This is a genomic window from Photobacterium sp. 1_MG-2023, assembly GCF_030547945.1.
Classification (GTDB): Bacteria; Pseudomonadota; Gammaproteobacteria; order Enterobacterales; family Vibrionaceae; genus Photobacterium.
Window position 1 is genome coordinate 1 of sequence record NZ_JAUORR010000042.1, and the last position, 21,852, is coordinate 21,852.

At 41.3% G+C, this 21,852-nt stretch carries 19 protein-coding genes and 1 pseudogene; 11 read left to right on the plus strand and 9 right to left on the minus strand.

Annotated features, from left to right (window positions below; genetic code table 11):
• Positions 1-203 (plus strand): hypothetical protein (locus Q4579_RS21490; RefSeq protein WP_303566918.1); only part of this gene is annotated, 203 nt, incomplete at its 5' end.
• On the opposite strand, the pseudogene Q4579_RS21495 reads toward Q4579_RS21490, so the two are convergent.
• A pseudogene (locus tag Q4579_RS21495) lies at positions 129-568 on the minus strand (IS30 family transposase); the annotation flags it as partial. The gene Q4579_RS21490 and the pseudogene Q4579_RS21495 sit on opposite strands and share 75 nt — an antisense overlap.
• 359 nt (positions 569-927) lie before the next feature.
• Between Q4579_RS21495 and Q4579_RS21500 the strand changes: the two are divergent.
• From Q4579_RS21500 to Q4579_RS21535, 8 genes are all read left to right on the plus strand, one after another.
• Positions 928-1,518 (plus strand): hypothetical protein, encoded by a 591-nt coding sequence (locus Q4579_RS21500; RefSeq protein ID WP_303566900.1) that lies wholly within the window; start codon positions 928-930, stop codon positions 1,516-1,518.
• Between the two features lie 79 nt (positions 1,519-1,597).
• Positions 1,598-2,161 carry a hypothetical protein gene (locus tag Q4579_RS21505; RefSeq protein ID WP_303566901.1) on the plus strand — a complete coding sequence of 188 codons (564 nt, stop codon included), beginning with the start codon at positions 1,598-1,600 and terminating at the stop codon, positions 2,159-2,161.
• On the plus strand, positions 2,158-4,902 hold the full coding sequence (locus Q4579_RS21510) for a TcfC E-set like domain-containing protein (protein WP_303566902.1): 2,745 nt from the start codon (positions 2,158-2,160) through the stop codon (positions 4,900-4,902). The genes Q4579_RS21505 and Q4579_RS21510 overlap by 4 nt, the downstream gene beginning before the upstream one ends.
• A gap of 18 nt (positions 4,903-4,920) precedes the next feature.
• Complete coding sequence (locus tag Q4579_RS21515) at positions 4,921-5,631, plus strand: hypothetical protein (protein ID WP_303566903.1); 711 nt, start codon at positions 4,921-4,923, stop codon at positions 5,629-5,631.
• Between the two features lie 23 nt (positions 5,632-5,654).
• A complete protein-coding gene (locus tag Q4579_RS21520; RefSeq protein ID WP_303566904.1) occupies positions 5,655-6,770 on the plus strand; it encodes a hypothetical protein in 1,116 nt (371 codons plus the stop codon).
• Positions 6,767-7,870, plus strand: coding sequence for an OmpA family protein (locus Q4579_RS21525; RefSeq protein WP_303566905.1), 1,104 nt, complete (start codon positions 6,767-6,769; stop codon positions 7,868-7,870). Before Q4579_RS21520 ends, Q4579_RS21525 begins: the two co-directional genes overlap by 4 nt.
• Before the next feature lie 276 nt (positions 7,871-8,146).
• Positions 8,147-10,540: a hypothetical protein gene (locus Q4579_RS21530; protein WP_303566906.1), complete on the plus strand. Its 2,394-nt coding sequence runs from the start codon at positions 8,147-8,149 to the stop codon at positions 10,538-10,540.
• A gap of 11 nt (positions 10,541-10,551) precedes the next feature.
• The gene (locus tag Q4579_RS21535) at positions 10,552-12,894 is read left to right on the plus strand and encodes a hypothetical protein (RefSeq protein WP_303566907.1); all 2,343 of its coding nucleotides are present in this window, start codon (positions 10,552-10,554) and stop codon (positions 12,892-12,894) included.
• Positions 12,895-13,042: 148 nt separating this feature from the next.
• Here the strand turns inward: Q4579_RS21535 and Q4579_RS21540 are convergent, their stop codons facing one another.
• From Q4579_RS21540 to sbcB, 6 genes are all read right to left on the minus strand, one after another.
• Positions 13,043-13,951 carry a DMT family transporter gene (locus Q4579_RS21540; RefSeq protein ID WP_303566908.1) on the minus strand — a complete coding sequence of 303 codons (909 nt, stop codon included), beginning with the start codon at positions 13,949-13,951 and terminating at the stop codon, positions 13,043-13,045.
• Positions 13,952-14,093: 142 nt separating this feature from the next.
• Positions 14,094-14,981: a cytidine deaminase gene (gene cdd / locus Q4579_RS21545; RefSeq protein WP_303566909.1), complete on the minus strand. Its 888-nt coding sequence runs from the start codon at positions 14,979-14,981 to the stop codon at positions 14,094-14,096.
• A 240-nt stretch (positions 14,982-15,221) separates the two neighbouring features.
• On the minus strand, positions 15,222-15,899 hold the full coding sequence (locus tag Q4579_RS21550) for a CidB/LrgB family autolysis modulator (protein ID WP_303566910.1): 678 nt from the start codon (positions 15,897-15,899) through the stop codon (positions 15,222-15,224).
• Positions 15,899-16,276, minus strand: a complete 378-nt coding sequence (locus Q4579_RS21555) for a CidA/LrgA family protein (RefSeq protein ID WP_303566911.1) — start codon at positions 16,274-16,276, stop codon at positions 15,899-15,901. Before Q4579_RS21555 ends, Q4579_RS21550 begins: the two co-directional genes overlap by 1 nt.
• A gap of 62 nt (positions 16,277-16,338) precedes the next feature.
• Positions 16,339-16,887 (minus strand): hypothetical protein, encoded by a 549-nt coding sequence (locus Q4579_RS21560; protein WP_303566912.1) that lies wholly within the window; start codon positions 16,885-16,887, stop codon positions 16,339-16,341.
• Positions 16,888-17,185: 298 nt separating this feature from the next.
• Positions 17,186-18,607, minus strand: a complete 1,422-nt coding sequence (gene sbcB, locus Q4579_RS21565; RefSeq protein WP_303566914.1) for an exodeoxyribonuclease I — start codon at positions 18,605-18,607, stop codon at positions 17,186-17,188.
• Positions 18,608-19,113: 506 nt separating this feature from the next.
• Here sbcB and Q4579_RS21570 point away from each other — a divergent pair.
• Positions 19,114-19,242: an integrase gene (locus Q4579_RS21570; RefSeq protein ID WP_303566915.1), complete on the plus strand. Its 129-nt coding sequence runs from the start codon at positions 19,114-19,116 to the stop codon at positions 19,240-19,242.
• Between the two features lie 294 nt (positions 19,243-19,536).
• Entirely contained in the window at positions 19,537-20,631 is a 1,095-nt protein-coding gene (locus Q4579_RS21575) for a hypothetical protein (protein WP_303566916.1), read from the plus strand.
• A 1-nt stretch (position 20,632) separates the two neighbouring features.
• Here the strand turns inward: Q4579_RS21575 and Q4579_RS21580 are convergent, their stop codons facing one another.
• Together Q4579_RS21580 and Q4579_RS21585 are read right to left on the minus strand one after the other, a co-directional pair.
• Positions 20,633-21,442, minus strand: a complete 810-nt coding sequence (locus Q4579_RS21580; RefSeq protein WP_303566917.1) for a sce7726 family protein — start codon at positions 21,440-21,442, stop codon at positions 20,633-20,635.
• Between the two features lie 106 nt (positions 21,443-21,548).
• Positions 21,549-21,852, minus strand: a 304-nt coding sequence (locus Q4579_RS21585) for a helix-turn-helix transcriptional regulator (RefSeq protein ID WP_368502014.1), incomplete at its 5' end; no start/stop codon positions are given.

Consider the following 21,852-nt stretch of genomic DNA (forward strand, 5'->3'; position numbering starts at 1 on the left):
TTGTTGATCTTGCCGGATCAATCAACAGGTTACACCGCAACCCTTTCTTCGCATACACCAGAAATCATCATAGCTCCCTTACTTACATCAATACCAACATTTATACTCATATCAACGACTCCACTACAATTCTTGATCGCTGGCGCTTTCTCTTTTTTACCGCGACGATACCGCTTGTGTCCTTGCCTCAAATGGCGATGTAACTTGCCACCCAACCGCTTATCCTGCGAAACAAATCGGTAGATCCACTCATGACTGACAGCGGCACCGACATTCGTTAATACACTGGAAATCTGCTCTGGACTCCAATCCGCTTCTAAAAGGAGGCGGATAAAATCAACACGCTCCTGAGGTATTCGGTATTTACGCGCTGATGTGCGTTTTTGATTGATAACGCCTGGGCTTCGTTTGGGCAATAATGACTGCCCTTGCGGCCGCGTTTCAGCTCCCGGTATACCGTAGAGCGATGGCACTGAACTGTTTTAGCTATTTCAGAAACCGAAATTCCCCGTTCCAAAAGAGCAGAAATCTGGTATCTTTTGCCCTCGGTCAACTGCTGATAATTCATGGTAGTACTGCTTGTTTCTTTGGCGAGAAGAGCGTACCACTTTCAGCAGTTGACTTCCTCTTCTACACCTTACCATGAATGTCGCACTTATTATCTGAAATCGGGCTCACATAAAATCGTGTTTGAAGACATTAATTTTTATTCTAATTTAAATTCGAAATTCTTTTAAATGTAGGATGAAGTGAGTGTACGTTGTAGGAAAATTCCTTTACTCCCTAAGAACCATCAAAAACACCTTAGTAGAAAGCATCTAATGGAATATTAATGTTAGGATAATTTTGTCAATGCGGTGACATTAGAACTACTTAATGCCTACCAGATTGCAAAGACAAAAATTATATCTTAGTAGGAGAAGCAACATGTTGTATAAAAAATATAATGCTGTACTTGCACTAGCTATTGGTGCGGTTATTTCAGGTTCTTCAGTAGCAGCTATTGGTGATACTGCTCGCGTCGATAATCTTAAATGGGTTGCTGACCTGACGACTCAAAACTTGGACGGAAATATTGTCGTTACCGATATTAATGGTAATTTAATCCATGCCGGTCATGAGTTTACACTGGGTGAAGGTACGGTAAAAGATGATCTAAGTTTTGAACCAAACTTCGGTAGCGAAGCTATTTTGGTGGCGCGTACCTGGACTGACGTAGATGGCGATGGAGATCTTGATCTGAGTGCGGGTGACACTATTGGTGATCCTGTAAGTGCAGCTTGGACTGTAAACTCTGTGACATATGAGGCTGTTGCAGGGGGTGCTAAGATACCGCTTACTTCAACTTTAACAGTTGATATTAATGGTACACCGGTAACAACAGATGGAACATCAGCAGACGTTACAAATACAGATACGATCTCAATCTTACTGGCTTCCGATGCACCTGCTGAAAAACTTGAAAATGTTTCCAGTGTTGTTGTGACAATGTCTATCACCGCCGCACAAGATGCTTAATATTTATTAAGGTCGATTTAATATCAGTAAGCATTATACAGGCCTACCTTGGTGGGCCTGTTTTCTCTGAGGCTTTAATATGTGCAAAATTAAAATAATCCGCTTACTTATAACAACACTCATATCGATGATTAGTGCTGAAAGCTATTGTGGGCCTATTGCACATCCCATGACTGTTACGACACAAATAGACAAAAATAAGTTTTTTGGTGGTGAGATAAATGTAACATTCACTGAGAATAACTTAATCCCTAAGTTCAATAAAGATAGTTATTCTTTAAAGGATATTCATACTCAGCTAGCGATTAGTACAAATATTCCGAATGATGATTCTTCACGATTGATTCAACACACCATTACTTTAACTAAAAATGATTCGTACTGTTATCGATTTAATGATGTTGGAAATCTTGTTTTAATTGATGAGGTAGAAGCCAGTTACCCATATCAGAGTGAAATGGTGAATATATTTATTGACTCATATGAATTAGATATGAACACTCCGAGAACACTTCCATTTAATGATATGGGTAAAGATTATTTGCAGGCTGACTATAAATTTACACTGAAGTTTAATCGTCTACCACTGAATGTAAATAAATGTGAGGGTGAAATACAGGTTATGGTGGAGTTTGATCTATGATAAATTTTCATTACCTGAATTTAATCTTAATTTTTTCTTTATCGCCAATGTTGGCGAGTGCGACTCAGGAAATTCCTGATGAGTTTAAAGAACTGTATTCGAAAGAGAATAGAGTTGTTGATTTTAAGGGGATAAATGGGCGCTACCACAAAGTTTTGTTACTTGCTGGTTATGACTCAATAAAGATTACTGATGAAGCAGAAGAGAAAAAGCTTCGTCAATTCTTGAATGAAAATAAAATTGAGTCGTTTGCAGTGGATCATATACTGTCTGCATTAGCAAACGGTAAGGTGAACTCAGATATTTGTGAAGGAGAAATAAGTGAGTGCAATCACACACCTAATGATTTCGAAATATACTATGATTATTTTGAAAATAAAGCATACTTATTCTTAAATCCTGAATTAATTATCCAGGATAAAAATATTTCGACTGAATATCAGTTTGCCAACCCTGAGAAAAAAGACTGGTCAATTATCAACCACTTTCATGGATACAGTAGTTTATCTAATGCAATGAGTGCGGGTTATAGCTTCTATGACAATACAATTCTTGGGTTGCCATATGGTGAGATCCATAGCGATATCTATTATCAGAGTGCATCAGATAACTTTGATTTAAATGATTTATATTATAATTTGGAAGTCGATAATTTTCGATATGTTGCTGGTTTGCTGCGTGATCAGCTATCGATGAATTCAACAGATTTCCTATATGCAAAACACAATAATCGAGAAATATCATTCACTCTTGGCACATCAAAAAATATGATACTAGGTGCTAAGAGAGCGTCACAGAAAATATTTTATTTTTCGCCAAATGCTGGTGTTTTAACGGTTTATCGAGGTGACCGAATAATCCTACAGAAAAATATACCATCTGGACAAGGTTTTATCACAAATGACGAATTACCAAGTGGTAGATACAATGCAGTGTTTGAAGTAAAATCTGGTGATGAGATCGTTTCTCAAGAAGTCAATGCAATTTATAACACAGGGAACGATGTTTTAGCCATTGAAGACTTTGATACATCACTATCTGTGGGAGTATTTGATAATCTTTATGATATTGATGATGCTTATGACTTAGCTGGGGATCTCTTCTTCCGTTCCTTATTAACCTATCGGCCAATAGATGAAATTGTTATCGGTGGGGGAGGGATTTACTCTGCGAGAGACTCATCGTTCACTGCTGGATTAAAAGCATATTTGCCATGGGAGTCAGAATTAACTCTGAACGGTCAATACTTTTCTAATCATGGCCGTTACTTCGACTCTTTACTGAGCATTCGAGGTATGAGTCTATCATATGAAAACTTTTATGTCGGCGATAACTCTCTGATGGCAAGATATTTTTATGGTAATAATAGCTATACTCGGGCTTCAATATCAAAAGGGTTTCGCTTGATGCACGACAGTCAAGCGTTTATTACATACAGTTTATTTGATAATCATGGAGAAGATGAATTTAGCTCCTTCCGTTCTTCTATATTAACTTTTGGGGCATCAAAAAATATATTTAATAATGCAAAATTTCAGGTGAATGTCGACTACGATTTTGAAGTTGACTCATTATCAAACCGATTCTCTACTCAGTTAGTTTTATCTATCCCGTTGGGAAGAAAGTTAACTGCTGAGTCGCGTTTGGCCTTGGATGGGCGAGATATCAGTAGTTGGAATAATAGCCTGCATGCTGAAAACATCTTGGATTCAATTGAGGGAGCGTATGGTAGTGTCGTTATCGATCATAACTACTTGCCTGACCAAATTGATCATTCTATGTATGACTTTTCATTGCATGCATCGCATAATCACGAATATTATAATGCGAGTGTATACGGCTACACGAATAGTCGGGGTGCCGTAAATGGTTCTGCGAATATTTCTTCTACCCAAATCATATCTAAAAATGGTGTGACGTTGACGAATCATGAATCTGACGCTTATCTGGTTGTAGATTCTCAGGGGCGGCTAATTAATGATCAGAATCAAGGTGGTGTGAAAGGGTTTTTAATTTTAGAGTCTGATGATACGACTACGATTAAGAAAATGGTAACGCACAATACTGAAGTCATACCTTTAAGGGATTATCAATCTTATAAAGCTTTCATAGAAACAGAGAGTGTTGACCTTGATAATATTGGAGAGTCTTATGTAGACTTATATTCAACTCCTGGAACGGTTCAATATATTAAAACTGACGTATCTCGTGTGTTGTCTTTTGTTTCTGCATTTCGGGATATATTTGATGCTGAAGTGAAAGATGTAATTTGTGATGGGGAAGGTTGTGTCGACAGTAATGAAATTGTCAGTGGTGTATATAAGATTTCTTTAAAAGAAGGTCAACCATTCAAACTGGTTAATAAAGACCTAGTTTGCTACATTCCTTCTGTAGATAATTCAGAAATGTATAACTTTGGACACAATTATTGTTTACCCCAAATTGAACCTACAGAGCAGTATATAACTCGTCAAGATAACAATACTATCTCTATTACTTTTGTCGGAGGGTTTGATAAGGCGGAATATAATAATTACTTGGATCATAAGATTGTATCGATGACTAAAAGAGGCGATACAGTGATTAAGAAGCAGGTTGGCAATTTTGTTTATGTTTATCTTCAATCTGAAGGTGAAATATTAACCGCTAATCAGCGTGATTTAATATTGGATGTACAGCGTTATACTAGAGATACCCAATTGTTAGATAATTCTCGCAGCTATGTTTTGGTGAAACGTTAACTATTAAAGGGTTTAGTGATGTATAAATATAAATTTGCTTTATTGGCTGTATTGTCATTTGCTTTGAGTATGACAAAATCATATGCTTTGTCGATTGATACTATGCTTTTAGTGGGGGATGAATCCGGTAACGGTGTATTTACTTTGTCAAACCATGAATCCTACACCTCTTTTATAACCACTAAAATTACAAAATATGATGTTCAGGGAGAAACCATCAATAAAACGTTATATACAAAAGACAACATTGATGAGTGGGAAATTACGCTGACGCATCCGAAATTAATTTTAGAATCAGAAAGAATCAAGCAAGTGGGTGTACGTTCGCTCTGTGGATTGACTTGTAATTTTGAGCGTGACCATGTGTATCAAATTAACTTTGTTCCAGAGCCCTATGCTGAAGATGGAGAAGAAAAACCGATTGTTGCACTCAATGTTGGTTATGCTCCTTTGTATATTATTCCAGCGAAAGAACCCAAAATAAGCTATAAAATTGAGAATCAGGGTGACACGCTGTATGTCGAAAATACTGGGAACACTTTTTTTCTCTTAGGGATTGATCAGTGTACATCAACTGTTACATCTGGTTGTCGTGCGGCATACAGAGTTTTATCTGGACGAAAAAAACATTTTAAAATTCCTAAAGGTGTACAAGCAGAACTCCTTAATGTGGTTGTTGTCAGTCACGATAATTCCTTTGTTCGTCGAATCAAAGTAAAGAAAGAATAAGGGATTTCTCTGAGGGTATAAGCATGAAATCTAAATTGCTTTTTTGTTTTATTGTTACTTTGTTAATTTCATTTAAAATCAATGCTACAACTCTAAATTTACAAGTAAAAGGGAATCATATTACATTCGTTAATGCTGTAGCAAATGGGCCTTCTGGTAGTTATATATTGAGTAATTGGCAATCAATCAGCAACCTTACACCAACTCGCCGTTGGCAGCCGGGAATTCCGACAACGAGTGCGACTCAATTTGAATTAACTGGCCCAGGTGGATCCATATCAGTACCGATTAAATTAATTGGATTGGAATATAACCTTGGTTCAGCATCTGTTACTGGGAATGATACTCTTCTCGTACCAGGTACAATGTGTGGCCCTTCTGAAATTCAATCTGGTTCCCTGATAAGTTTTTGGATCGATCCTAAAAATGTGAATGTTCCGGGCCCTACTACAGAAAATTGCACGACAACAGTAAGCTATCAATCGAATGAATCTCAGCAACCCTTTTATTTTGTTCGCCCAATATTTCATATCGATGAAAGTGGACTTATTGATGCTTTTAGTAAATTATCAGATCCGATAAAAGGGCGCTATACTGGTTCTATTCCTGTTTCGCTTAAGTATTACTATAAGGATAATTTAGCCACAACATATCGAATTGTACCTATGTCCCATTTTTCTGTTCAGATCCATTATCAGCCAGATCTGCTAACAGAAATAAGGTCAGAGACTCAGAAAGAGATTCAACCCATCTATAATACTTCTTCACATACAGTATCAGGTGAAGCAGTGTTCAATATTCAAGCCCGTGGATACTTCCAGTCCGGAATTAAAATGAGCTTTATCAATCGAGATTATAGTATGGTTCAGGTTGTAGATAACTCTGATGCTAATAATCTGGTTTATGGGAAAAGTAAAATACCTTATTACATTCGATGTCTTAGATGTAATGTCGTGAAGATTGTTGAAAACGGCGTCTTGTTACCAAACGCCAGAAATCCTGTCGAATATAATGTAGTAGGGCCTGTTACCAATCTTGAGTTTGATTTAAGCATCGGATATGAAAATCTGAAATCTGAGGATGTGGGGACTGGATTTTATATGGACACATTCACTGTAATGTTCGAAGAAATTTTATGATGAATATAAAAATGAAAATAAATTTTATTGTGAAAAAATTAATTCTGGTGTTTGTCATTCAGTTTTCCATTAACGGATCAATTAAATCTGAAGAGTTGTCGATTCAGGAGTCATCGATTAATTCGGCAGAAGAAATTTCGAATTTTTATCTTGGACAGCGTTTCGGTTGGTCTAGGTTTGAGGATATCTGTCATAGCACTGATTGCGACGTGAATACTGCGGGATTCTCACTATTGGCTGGGTATGAAGTGAATGATTGGTTTGGGTTAGAAGGCTCTCTGAGTAGTTACGGTAGCCCAAGTTTTGAGCGTTTACCTGGAGTCGTGGATAAAAACAGCAACGTATATGGCACAGAGTTTACCGGTAAATTCAAAGTTTTAGATTTTTCTAACGATTTTCAGGCTTATGCTAAATTTGGTGTTGCTTATCAGTTCGTAAGTACAAGTAGTGTAGATAATCTAAAAAAATATGATAAGTGGGGTTATCTAGGAGCTATTGGTTTAGAGTATGATATCACCAGTAAATGGGCGTTCCGCACAGAATTCCAGCATATAGACTTTATTGATAATAGTGATCGAATTGGTTATGACGGTGCTGATCTGATGTTTACTTCGGTTAGCTTCATTTACCGTTTTGGGCAGCAGGTCTCCAATGTTCTAAATTTCAATCAGAATCAAAAAGTTGAGGGAGAGGTCGCGAATAAAAATAAAGACAATGATGGGAATTCTAATTTATTAATTGGGACAATTCGAACTCATTTTTTGACTAATAGTTATGAGCTAGAGAAGACAAATGAAATTGATTTTATTATGAAGAGGCTAAAGGCGTCTCAAGGACCAATTGTTATCACCGGTTATACGGATACGATCGGAAGTGCTGATTTTAATCTTAAGCTTTCTTTTAAACGTGCCCAGAGCATCGCTGACTATCTGATTGTGCAGGGGATAAGTTCAGACCGAATCGAAGTTCAAGGTTTGGGCGAGATTCATCCGATTGCAAGCAATGCCGACGCAGCGGGCCGAGCACAGAATCGGCGCGTAGAAATTAGATTTTTTGAAAACGCTGGTCATACAACATCTAGCCAAGCTTCATATGAGTGATTATTTTTCGATAGCGCCTTGAAAAGGCTCATATTCCCATTATTGAAATCAACTTTGTGCATATCTGTCTATGCATTTGATGAATATCTTTATTCTTTAATGGTATCGGGCCATTTTGGGAGTGATCATCTATTCATGTAGGAAAATACTTAAATATTGAATTGTTTGTGTTTCGACTTTGTTCCGGTGTCGTTATTCACAGATAATGTAAGATAGATTTTTGATTTTAAGCGATCGATATTTTTGATTTATATATTTTATAAGGCAGAGTAAATCATGATTGGAATGAAACGTTTTTATGTTTTACTACTTATTGTCATGATTTCAGCATGTGGAAGTGAACATGACAGTAATGCTGAATCAATTGAAAGTGAGCAATCTTTCCAACCACTTTCAACATCCATTTTTATCAGCGCTCACCCCCAAACAGCGAAAGCAGAAGTGGGTAAAAAAAAGAAGTTATATGTTTCAGCCCGATCATCGAACCCAAATTCAGCTTTGGTTCTCCAAAGCTTAGTACCAGTTGATCAGTATACAGAGAAAAATTGCCAGACGAACTTTTCTTATGGACTTAATTATGGCATAGAGTCGCGAGAAACTGGCGAATGTCGTTATCGTTATACGGTAGAACCTCAATCGAAGAGCTATCAAGGTAGGGCCAGTAACCTGTTGCGAGTTTCAGTATCTGAGGCAGCTTCTGATCCGCTATTGCCAATTTTGAGCGCTACTTCATTTATTAATGTCGAGAAAGTAATCAATATTAAAGAGGCGCTAGGAATTGACTGGCCTGGGGACGACTATAGTCTGCAAGAGAATGTTCAAGGTCTAGGTCTTGCTCAGGTTACATATGATACCGTGAACGGTCTTATTACACTGAATTCGACAGAGGTTGGTGTTACCCGTGTATTGTTCTCATTGAGTAATGGGGTAAATACCCAGTTAGGTACTCTCGATGTGGCTTTTTCAGCGGGATCAAATCGTGCTGTGACAGCGAAGCACTATGAATTGCCACAGCTAATTGAAAGTGGCAGTACGGTACAAATTAATTTAACTGATGTTGGTCATGAACATCTGAATCTATTGAATGATCCAGATGGAGATACACTGTCGCTGTCGGCGGTACAAGCTTATGACGCACAAGTCAGTGTGACTCAGCCTACAACTATCGCTTTCTCATCGACCGCCGCCGGTAAACAACAGATTGCCTATACTGTAACAGATGGAAAGGGTGGGTATGCTGTAGGTATTATCAGTTTTACCGTTCAGCCAGATATGTCGCTAGTGAATCAAACCTGGGATGATATTTACAATCCAGACGTTTATGTTGATCCAGATTGGGGAATCGCATTAACTTATACGGCTCCTTTAACAGGTATTGTGGCTGAACAGTTAAACATAAATTACAGCGGTACTTTGTTAGAAAATAACCAAGACAGTGCGATTCAAAATGCACACGTAGTCACAATGACTTTTCCTCAAGCAAGGGATTACTGTGCTTTGCGTAATGGGCGTTTACCAACAGAAAAAGAGTGGACCAATCTTTTTAAGTTTACGGGGAGTTTAAGTTCACGGGAAGGATGGCCGGTTGGCTCCAGTTATTGGAGCGGTACACCAGCATCTGAAACAACCTTAAAAGCATTTGACGCACATTCGGGTACATTTACTGCTGTGAATGATAATCAGCCTCTATTTGTTGCATGTATTCTATTCAATGATCCATTGATTCAAGATTACGCTTTGAATTTGAACGTAGTTTATGACCTAGGTGTTGTTTCTAAGGTGAATGTAACGGCACTTGATCCGTATGGAGAGCCAACGCCATTTCAACGATTGACTTTCAATGTTGATTCACGATTTGGGTTATTCAGTAATGGAGAGTCAAGTATTCAAGCGCATGCAAATAGTGTGGGTACTTATAAGCAAGACTACTATGACACGTCTCTTGAATCTACAGTTATTACTGCTCAGTTGTCAGATCGTAACAAATTTTACGTTGCTTATGATCGACAAGATTTATACGAAAATACGGTTATGAATTTATCTGATTCAGGACTTTGGCAATCAAAACAGACTGTGAAGAATGCAAAATTACTTATTCCAAGTGTCGCTGGATTACCCATTCGTTACGGATATCTAAATATTACTACACATTTATACAATTCCTCATTTTCAGGGGATGGTGTGATTTCACATTTTAGGATTGTAAAATCAAGTACGGTTTACTCGGGTGCTGCCTCTTTCTTTTTGGAGCAAAGTAGTGGCATACTGGATCAGTTGGTTTTAAATTATTACCGTGGTTATCCTACCAAAGAAGAAAGGTCTTTTCTCCCGGAGAAATCGACTTATGGTGCGGTTATTGAATACGTAGAAGAAAATATACTCGCATTAAAAGGGGGAGAAGGAAATGGTAATGATATTCCTGATGAAAAAATAGATTCAAGTAGTTTGTATGTCTGGTTTTATATTCGAGGTACTCAATTGGATATATATACCAGTGAAACACCATACCGACCCGAAAACCCGGTGGTTTCGGAGGTTATTAATCCAGATAATATTGATTTTAGTCAACCGTATTGGATCGGATTTTCGGGATCGAACCTTCAATCTATCAACAATTCATACGTGACTGAATTCAATTATATTTCCTATACGTTACCTAAATCAGAGTGAGAATACATGCGATGAAGTTTTTTCAACCTGTTTATATGTGTTTGATGAGTGTAGCGTTCTTAATGACAGGGTGTGGTGGTGGAGGTGATTCATCGACCTCCACAGAGAGTTCAACACAGCTCAGTTCTGTCGTGGCGATTAATGCCGCGAACGTTCAGGTGCGCAGCGTCGTGGGTGAATCAATTCAACTGAATTTAAGCAATCAGGTGCACACCAGTAATCATCGTGGATTTAATCTTCGGCAAGCTTCTGTCATTAGCGGTGAAGGGTGTAAGGTGCAAGAGAGCGCTGGAAATACGTTGACGATATCAGGTTCTAAGATCCAGGATTGTGTCTATCAATACGAAGTAGAATCCGTCACTACCCCCGAGGCAAAGCGTTCTGCATATGTAAGAATGGCTGTTGGTGAAACCTATGCGGACAATAGTTTACCTGCGCTGGTCCGTCATATGGACATTGCGGATGGTGTATTGACTGTCAACCTTCGCGCTGCGCTTTCTGCCGTTTCGCCATTGAGCGAATTGGACATACTATCTAATGTGATTACCATTCTGGGCAGCGGTAGCGCTGCGGTGACAGATATCGATACAATTACGTATACTGCAAACGAAAAAGGGAGTGTCACTCTGCTGTATTCGTATTCGGATGGCGACCTTATCAAACAAGGTACATTGGTGATTTCTGTTTCGGATACCGCAGGGAATCTGCCTCCAACTGCCCGAACAATACTCTATGCAACGGAGTTATCGGCAGGTCAGGAGGTTGTTATTGATACACAGGCGATGGGAGAAGATGCTGATGGTGATTCGCTGCAGTTGATCAATGTGATCACTTTGAATGGCCTGGCTTTACTGCAAGCACCCGATGATGTGTCTAATACTCGCTTTGTGTTTTCATCGACCAAGCCTGGCTCACACGATGTGATTTACACGCTAAGTGATCATCGCGGTGGTATTGCCACTGGCGTTATCAGGATCAAAGTCGTTCCAGACTTTTCTCTGATTCAGGATTGGAATGATATTCGTACTTTAGATGATTCACCTTTGGTGAATAGCCATATTACATTTACTGCTCCAATCTCTAAAGTGTTTGCAGATTACATTAATGTTGATTACACAATTGCGGTTGATGACAGTACTTTGACTGCCTCACCGGTAAAAATGGTCACCATGACTTATGATCAGGCACAACATTTCTGCCACTCACGTCAAGGACGGTTACCTCTCAGACGTGAATTTGCCATATTAATCAATCATGTTACTTCAGTTGGGGAAACATATAATTGGCCGGTGGGTAAACCATTTTGGAGCGCAGAAAAAGATAGTTCGACCACTGCATATGTTCAGGACTTATCATTACCGTTATTGTCAAGTCAAGATGTTACGGACCAAGCTTATGTGACCTGTATTTTGTTCAATAACCCTAAAGTTAAAAATTACCATTTTTCAGAATCAACTTTAAAAAATGTGAATGGCTTGGAAAGTGCATTAGATCTCACCTTACTTGATCCAGATGAACAGGTCGCTCCTTTTGTGAATGTTGACGTTCTGTCTACAGGGTCTCGTGGATTGTTTTCAAATTATAACACGAGTATCAGCAAAGAGACTGATCTCAATGGCCAGGTAAAACTGCAATATTTTGATGCATCTATGAACAATGATGTTATTCTGGCTTCAGCTAATCATGTAAGTAAGGAATATCCTGCAATATTCGATTTGTCTAGAACAAGAATTGACATATCTGAACTGAACCAGGTCAACTGGATTCAAAGAAAAACTACTGGTAATATTCCGGTGGAGTCATACGCCTTGACCCCTGATGGTATGCCACTTAGCTTTCTTCAAGACGATAATGTTCATAATGTTATTGTTAATTCGTATACTCAGCATTTTACAGGTTCACATATAACTGCATTTTATGTCATTGAACGCCTTGGTAGAAATACTGGATATTATAGTTTTTTCGTCCATCAGTCGGAAGATCATATAAGCTCATGGGACATTACAGATGAAGGGATACTTAATGAACCAACAGTATATGGTGCACTGATTTCCTTTAATTCGAGAAAAGTTTACGACATTGAGGCAGGAGTGAAACGTGAGTTTACAGTTAATCCTGGCATTAGCGATAAATATGTTTTTACTTGGTTTGAAAAGAGAGGAGAATATTTGAATATATATGCGTTACCAAGTGATTTAAGTGATAGACCAAGCAGACCGGCCAAACCAATAAGATCAATTCACATGAAAAATTTTGATCCGAATAAAAAGATATTCCTTGTATTTTCCGGTTCGAATAACAATGCTAATAGTTCATCTTTGATTATTAAGCGATTAAATTTTGCTGCGTATTAATATCGTTGTGATTCACTTCTATCAAGGTAGAGATAATTTCACGGTAAAACCATAAAAACGTAATATGAATTGACCTCACAGAGTATACCGCCTTCTAAGAAGGCGGATTTTTATCCTCAGGCGTGTGCCGCCATGAAGTTGGCCAGCGTCAGGAGGTTTCGCCAATGGTTTTGGAGGGCATCACGGGTCTGCGTCGTTCCCATTGAGTGATGAAAGCGACAGAGCCGATAATGATGGTTGCGCCCAGCCAGAGGCGACCCGGAGGGACCCAGCCAAACACTATAAACCCGGCCAGTACGTTCAATGGAAGTTTGGCGTGATCGAAAGGTTGTACAAAAGAGGCATCAGCAATGGCATAAGCTTTTGCAATGGCCCAGTTTGCCAGTGCTGTAAACATGCCAGCACCGAGCAAGAGAAGCCAGGTTTGATGGTTGGCTGGCATGGTGAAATCAGGCACCGCGAGAAAGAGGTTGAACGGTGTAATCAGGATCAGCAGATAAACAACCATGGTCGTTGGCGAATCATGATGGGACATCTTTTTCACCATCAGGGAATAACTTGCCCAGAAAAATGCAGCCCCCACCGGAAGTACAGATGCCCAATTGAAATCATCTGACCAAGGCTCAAGAATGATCATGGCACCGCCGAATCCTGCCAGTGTGGCCATCCAGCGAACAAAACCAACCTTTTCTTTCAGCAATAATCCCGAACCGATCGTCGCAAAAAGCGGAGAAGTCATCAGCAGTGCGATTCCTTGCCAGATCGGTACCGGATACGCCAAAGCCCACAGCCACAACTGAATGCCAATCACAGACAGGAAAACCCGAAAACAGTGCATCCCAAAATGTTGGGTTTTTAATGCCTGGCGCAGCCCGATCTTTTGAAGCCAGGGCAGCATGACAATCAGAGCGATAAAGTACTGAATCAGTCCGACAGTGGTGGAAGGCAGATGAAAGACCACACTCAGGTACTGCACCATACTGTTGACAACAGCAAAGGCTGTTCCCGCCGTTAACATCCAGCAGGCACCCTGAATTGGATTATGTCGATGAGTCATAACGTTTTAATCAGATAAAAAATAATCTGGAATCATACGCTGATCACGGCAGACCTCAAAATAATTCTCTTCGAGGCATCAGTCAAAAAAACGGCAAAACAGAATGCTTTGCCGGTTGCAAGGAAAAGAAAGACAAAACAGGTCAGATTGCAGCGTAGGCGAGTTGTAAATCCGGATTGAAGGTTTCCAGTGTCGTCTGGGTATCTGCCAGCAGGCTGACTGGCGCACTTTTCTGCTCAACCAGTGCTGCTTCTGCAATCTCTGAAAGTGGATAGTCCGCCATATTCATGTGGATCATAGCGACTTGCAATGGTGGCAGGCTTGGATTGAATGCAGCGTTTTCTGCGTACATACCGGAAAAGATCCGGCCATCTTTGGCTTTGAGTGCAACCCCAGCGAAATTTTTGCTGTACGGTGCATGAGATTTATCTGCCGCCTGACAGGCCGCTGTGAGCAGTGCGTCTTCTGAATCAAGCTGTAAATCATGCGTTTTATCAGTCAACAGCAAATCGGTGATGCCCAGATCTGTGGGGCCGAATGATTCCGGCAGATATTCCTGCAGCGCTTTTGGCGTTCGTTCAGGAAGTTGCACCATCAGGCTTTGTGCGGTACTCAGTTCATTCATGAACTGGCGGCAATGACCACAAGGTGAATAATTGACGGTGATATCGCTGATTCCTTCTTCACCTTTCAGCCAGGCATGGCTGATTGCAGATTGCTCGGCATGTACTGTTTGTGACATTGAGGTTGATTCGAATTCCATATTCGCGCCGAAATACAGGCAACCTGAAGTGCCACGGGCAATCGCACCCACATAGAAGTTCGAAATACTGGCAATGGAATAAGCTGCAGCAATGCTGAGTAACTGCATCCGGAGTTCGACATCGGATAACTGGCTTACTGCCATCAGGTGTTGAAATTCTTCCGGGCTCAGGGAGGCGTCAAAACCTGGAGCGGTCATGATTGGCTTCAGTGCCTGCGACAGCTCATGGGGAAGTTTGCCTAAAGCTTCCAATACTTCAGCGCGCATAGTGATTCTCCTTATTGAATTCACTTTCGCATTGTAGAAGGTTAAGGAATATTTTTTGTGATTTGAATCACTCTTGTGTTTGCATTATTTCATAATTTTCAATGAATAGTGAGTGGTCTCACATGTTTTATGAGAAAAATGCATGGTTTTCAATGCAATAAAGCCCGCGTATCAATGCACTGCGATTTTGCAGTGCAACGGTGATGGCGGGCTTTGGCTGGTCACGGAGTGAATGGAAATTTACTGGAAAACAGACAAGAGAATCGGGTAGATCACAGGGGCCAGAATGGCGGTGATGACACCACAAAGGACTAATGCCAGTGAACTGAACGCCCCGTCTTTATAATTTTCTTCAGCGGCTTTAGCCGTGCCTAATGCATGCGCCACCGTTCCCATGCTGAGACCTTTGGCCATCGGATGAGAAATCCGGGCCAGTTGAAACAGGGGATAACCGAGAACGGCGCCGAAGACCCCCGCGATCAGCACCATGACTGCAGCCAGCGAAGGCACCCCGCCAATTTGTTCGGCAACCGCCATTGCTATCGGCGTTGTGACTGATTTGGGCAAAATACTGGCGGCAAGTTGCAGATCGGCCCCAAGGGCCAGGGCGATAGCGGTGCCGGTGATCATTGACAGCACGCTGCCACAAAGACCGGCGGTGACGATCACTTTCCAGCGGCTGCGGATCTGAGGTAACTGCTCATACAGCGGGAATGCCAGTGCCACGACAGCCGGCTCCAGCAAGTAGTGAATCCATTTGTTGTCTTCAAAATAGACTGCATAGGGCACCTGAAGGACCAGCAGCAAAGGAATAATTACAACCAGACAAATTAAAAGCGGGTTCAAAACAGGGTGCTGGAAGCGTTTAGATAAAAGACGGGCGAGCCAGAAAACCACCACAGTGACCAGAATCCACATCAGTCAGACTCCTTTCGCTGGACATACCAGCCGACGAATAACAGCACGACAAGACTGCTCCCCAGCGTGCTGACCAGCACTGGCAGGGCATTGGCCTGAAGCAAATCGAGATAGTTCATTAAGCCGACACCGACAGGGACAAAAAGAATCGCCATATGGCGAATCAGCAGATGACAACCCGGTTTGGCCCAGTTCGGCGGAAGTAAGCCCGTGGAAAGTGCAGTAAACAACAAAAGCATGCCAAGAATGCTGCCTGGGATCGGAATCTGAGTCAGAGATTGAAATCCTTTCCCGGCCATGAGGAAAATGGCAATGATGGCAAATGAACGCAGGTAGCTCATATACACAAGGATGAAAATGAATGGTGTCGCAATCATACAAAAAAGATGAGATCTACACCACACTTCTTTGAGGGAAGCCGTTGATCCAGCGCAACAGATTACAAGTTCGAAACAATCACCATGGCAACTCCGGCAGCAGCCAAGAGGATAACAGACAACTTGTGCATCAGACTGTGTTTCACAATATGCTCTGTGGCGGACACTTTGGGTTTTGGCCGGCGTGGTTTCTGGCTTGTTTGGGCCAATGGCTCAGGTACTTGTGCAGGCAGCGTCTCCGGTTGTTGAAAACGATGGATATGACGACAGGTTTCTTTCGGCAGCGGCACTCGAAATCCGTAACGGGGTAAGACTTCGACCGGGATGGCCATGACGCCGTTCACCGTCAGCTTGCGGCGCAGGGAATTAAATACAGACGCCAGGTCGATTTGCTGAACCTGTGATAAGGAATCCTGCGGAAAAAAGGTTTTATCCGAGAGCACCTGATGACTCAGGACTTCACCGGCAAAGTAGCACAGTGCTTCCAACAGACGGGTTTCATGCAGGGTGAGTGCCGTTTCTGATTTATCCGGCCAGACCAGCAGCCTCAGATCAGGTTCAAAATCAACCCGGCTGAACCGGTAACAACGGGTAAGAGATTCAGTTGCCATATCCAATACTTCTTCCAAATTATTGCCGAATGTACTCCTTTCATTGTCTGGCAATAAACACCATGGGAGAGCCAGCCAAAGCCAGAATCCTTACAGTCTCCAAGACAGAACGTTCCGGCCCGGGGCCATTTGACCCTGACTTAAGTGTTATAGCCCTTTGTCTGAAGTTCAAACCTCAGTGGCGGGAAAAGTGTCTGAAAAAAGAAACCCTGAGCGCAGGCGCGATCAGGGCTGAGAAATTTACCTGACTGATCAGGTGCTTTGCGTTGAGCACGCCATCGGGGTCGTGATCGACTTTTTAAACCAGGCTGCCTACGTAGTCGTACACATCTTTGAGGATTTTCATCTTTCGCTCATCACTCTGATGTTCCATCGCAACGGCTTCCAGATTCTGCATATATGCAGGCAGTTTGGATTCGAAGAAATCCTGACAATGATATTTCCATTGTTGCTGCTCCTGATGATTCAGCGTCATCGGGAAATTGCGTGCACGGTAACGGAACAGCAATGGCTTGATTCGCTTGTCATCCACATTCAGTTCCAGTTTACCCAGCTCTTCCGGTGCTGTGCCACGGATGATATCCATGGTCGATTTATCGGCGGTCGAGAAAAATCCCTGATACAGCTGGGAATCGACATTGCCATTCGGTTCAAATTCACGTGCCTGACTGAACACATTCAGGAGTTTCTCGCGAACCTGGGGTTGTGCTTTCAGCGCTTTCAGATGCGTCAGGCACTGTTCCCGATCAATGCCGAGGCGAGCGGCATCCTCTGCCGTCAGGGTTTTGGCGGGTGCAAGGACCGGGCACTTGTTCAAATGAACCAGCTTCAGCGGGACAGGTAATTCATCCGGCGCAAGATCGGCACGCTTGGTGTACAGTCTTTCACGCAACGCATCGGCATCCAGCGCAAGCAGCGGGGCAGGATCCATCGCCAGATTGACACAAATCACCGCATTCTTATTGTCCGGATGCCAGGCCATCGGCACAATCCAACTGGTATTGCCGCACTCAGAACCAAACATGCCAGAGACATGCACCAGCGGGGTCAGTTCTGCGATATCAATCAGCTCCTGCAATTTGCGTTTGTGGCGCAAATTGAACAGATAACTGAAGAGTTTGGGCTGACTGTTTTTGATTTTTTTCGCAAGTTCAATAGTTGCATACACATCCGCCATCGCATCATGCGCATTACTGTGCTCAATACCGTTCGCCACAGACAGATCTTCCAGCTTAAAGCTCGGAAAGCCTTCGTCGTTCGTCGGCCAGTTCAAGCCATCCGGACGCAATGCATAGCAGGTACGCATGATATCCAGCATGTCCCAGCGGGAGTTGCCATGTTGCCAGCTCCAGGCATAGGGATCATAAAAGTTGCGATACAGCGTATAACGGGTGACTTCGTCATCGAAACGAACATTATTATACCCGATCACACAGGTATTCGGCTTCGATAATTCCGCATGTATCCGGGCAATGAACTCATGTTCTGGCAGCCCTTTTTCCATGGCTTCCTGCGGCGTAATCCCCGTGATCAGGCAGGCTTCCGGTGACGGCAGGTAATCGCTCGGCGGCTGGCAGTAAATCACCAGCGGCTCACCGATCACATTTAAATCCATATCGGTCCGCACCCCGGCAAACTGACACGGGCGGTCAATCGAAGGGTTGGCACCAAAGGTTTCATAGTCCAACCAAAACAGGGTTGGTGTATTTGTATCATTCATAGTTGTTTCCTGAAGCCACCGGATTCGTATGAAGTGCTTGTTCTCAACGTGGCTTTGTCTCACTGCACCGGAAATCACCCACCGAAAACACTTTCTTTCCAGAGTGCGTCGATCCAACGGCAGCAGCCTGTGAATCTCAAAGGAGTAAGTATCCCGCAACTACCCAGAAGGAGGCAAGGTGGAACCACAAATCATGTGGAAAATGAGGGGATTTGGCAGGCGATTGAGCGCAGCCGCGGCAGTACCGCTAACAAAACGCCTAGCAAATCGAATAAACCGATTCGACAATCAATCCCGTCCAAAACTTGGGCCATTTTAGAGCGTGTCATGGAAACCTACGACGACGTGTTGTTCCTTGGGCAAGATCTCAATACTTCAATCACCATTTCAGCCGCCAACCGTTACATTCGCCGTATACGTGCCAGCCTACCGTTAGAAGCGTGGCGCACCCATGATTTCAGGCGGGAGCCTCAGAGCTTGGTGTGATGCCGCATGTGGTTGAAAAGATGCTAGGGCACGAGCTGGTAGGCGTGTTGTCTGTGTACAACAAGCACGGCTGGCTGGAAGAGCCGTTGGAGGGGTATGAGTTGTATTCTGAAATGTTGGCTAGCTTTTTGGACGCAGGTGACGGGTAACTTGTTTATACGCTATGTTTTATTATGTTGTGATGACAAGATGTCTGTTTAGGAGCTTGGGTATCTTATTAAGCGTGCATGATTTTTATATTTTTATCTGTCTTGGATACTGGTTGTAAGTGCAGAGAGCACTGTAAAAAAAAGATGCCATTCAATATACAATTGATTTATATGCGCATTGGCACTATGTTAAGATCTGCTATTTAGCTACTAGAGCGCTAACAGATAAGGATTTTTTGCGGTTTTATCACCCACTTTGTTAGCACCAAGAATCATTCAATAGGGACTACACAGATGGAATACGGTAACTATATTTATGCTCCGGTTATTCGTACTAGAACTTCCGAGTTACAAGGGATAGCAGAGCTAAGAGAAGAAACTAAAGTAAAATTATTGCCTAGAGTTGACTTGGCCAAGCTCGGGCAAAATCATAGTGTTAACAATTCACTAGATCAATGGTTATCTTCATTTTCTGGACCGGCAATTTTAAATCTAGCACCATATGAAAAACTGAGAGTTTCAGAATATGACGACTTAGTTGATAGTAGCAATAACTTTAGGCAGTGGATAAGTTTTGTTGAAAAGTCCAAATGCGTAAATGAGTCTCTTATTCCTTCAATTATCTATAATAATAAAGTTACAAAAAGAGAGTTTGTTAAACAAGTTCATGAGTTGGAATCACAGTTCAATAAAATAGTATTAACTGTCGATCCTAGAAAAGAAAGGGATATTCAAGCTGCTTTAGAGGCCGCCACAGTTGTAAATGATATTGATAATCTTCTAATTATATTAGATTGTGGGCAAATTAATCCGAGTAGACAAAAGTTAGCATTAGAATCAACGTTAGATGCTATTAACAGGTTGCGCTCAATTGACACGTCAGTAGAGATTGTCACTGCTTCTACAAGCTTCCCTAAAAGTTTTGCATCTTATTGCTCGGATACAGCTGGAGAAAAGGGCGTAATCCCCATGTTGGAGTGGGATAATTATCATACTTTAGGTGGTCGAGATGTGGCAATTTATGGTGATTATGCAAGTGTTCATGGAGAGTTCTATGAAACAAGAGGCGTTTTTGTAGCGAGAGTCGATTACCCAACACCATCAGAATGGATTTTTGAACGAAGAAGAAAGCTAACTGATGATCAAACAGGGAAGCAACTCTATCAACTGGCTGCCCAAGAAATGATCAATAATGAAGTATGGGATGATGATTTAGATTTATGGAGCAGTAATATAATAAGGAAAGTCTCAAAAGGGGAGATTGAAAAGTTTGCCTCCCCAAGTAAATGGATTTCTGTCAGAGTTAATTTATATATTGAAAGAATAGTTGATTTTTTAGAGTCAGGAATAACACCTGTTCTTCAAGAAGATGAAGAAGTATACTGGTAACTTACTTCCTTGGTATTACTTTAACTTTCCCGTTTGGGTTAAAACCTGAACGGGAAAATCTTTTAGTAACGTCAATGAAATTAACGCTTTCATTTTCTTTTATGCGGCTGGTATATTCTGACTGAGGCCATTCGATATACTCTTGATTAGCATTATCTTTGCAATCTGGATTTTTATTTGGGCTCAGATTTTTCAAATCAAAATTTCTTGTTTTTGATTTTCTATTAATGATAAATTTATCATATGTTGATTTATATTTGGCTTTTAGATAATCGGTGACAAAAAGTTGCCAACGATTTTGAGGTATCATTGAAATTTTTTCATATAAACCATTGCGAGAGATATCAGATTGAAATTCAATCCCTTCATTTTTTAGAAAGCGTTTAATGCTTTGTTTGTCAACAAATGATAAATATTTTTTACAGTCAGTTACTCTAACTATTTTCCCTCTATTTTTTATAATAAATTGAGGTGAGTTATTTTTATACTTAAGCTCTACAATAGAAACTTCTTTTGGAAGTATATTTTTCGCTTTCTCTGTGAATTTACTAGAACAAATAAGTGTTACTTTATCAAAAAAATCAAGATAAGTTTTTATTTGCCCATCAAGTCGATATAAGTTATCAGTATCACTTTTAATTTCTATAGCATGAAGGGTGCCATTTACCACGACTAAATCAGCCCTTCTTTTAAAGTTGGATACTGGTAGTTCATTGATTAGTACAGACTCGTTGTTTAGCTGACCTTTGTTTAAAAGCCAATCTATAACGAGTGCTTTATAATCAGTTTCTTTTAGTTGCTTATTACTCATAATGAGACGGATTCTACGTACTTTAAAGGGAAATAGCTATCCTTTTTGATTGGCTACAAGCTGTATGATTCTGAACCACCATCACCTAATGATGGCTCAGCAAAGTTTAACGCCCACAACCCCCAACATTATCTTTCCATTCCTCAACCGCCGACCGTAGCCAGCGTAGGGGCATGAGCGTTACCGGATCAGGAAAACCGCGGCTCTGGCGCCATTTGTAGATGGTGGCTTTGCTGGTGATGTGGAACATTTCCAACACTTCCTTATGGCTGGTTAACTGTATTGTCGACTGGTCAGTTGCTTTTGCCAAAGTCTTAGATGAATGATCTTGATGAGCTATAGTCAAATCTGGTGTACGGACTCCAGCGCAGTGGCTTGTTGATCGTCCTGATTTGAGCGGATACCATCTT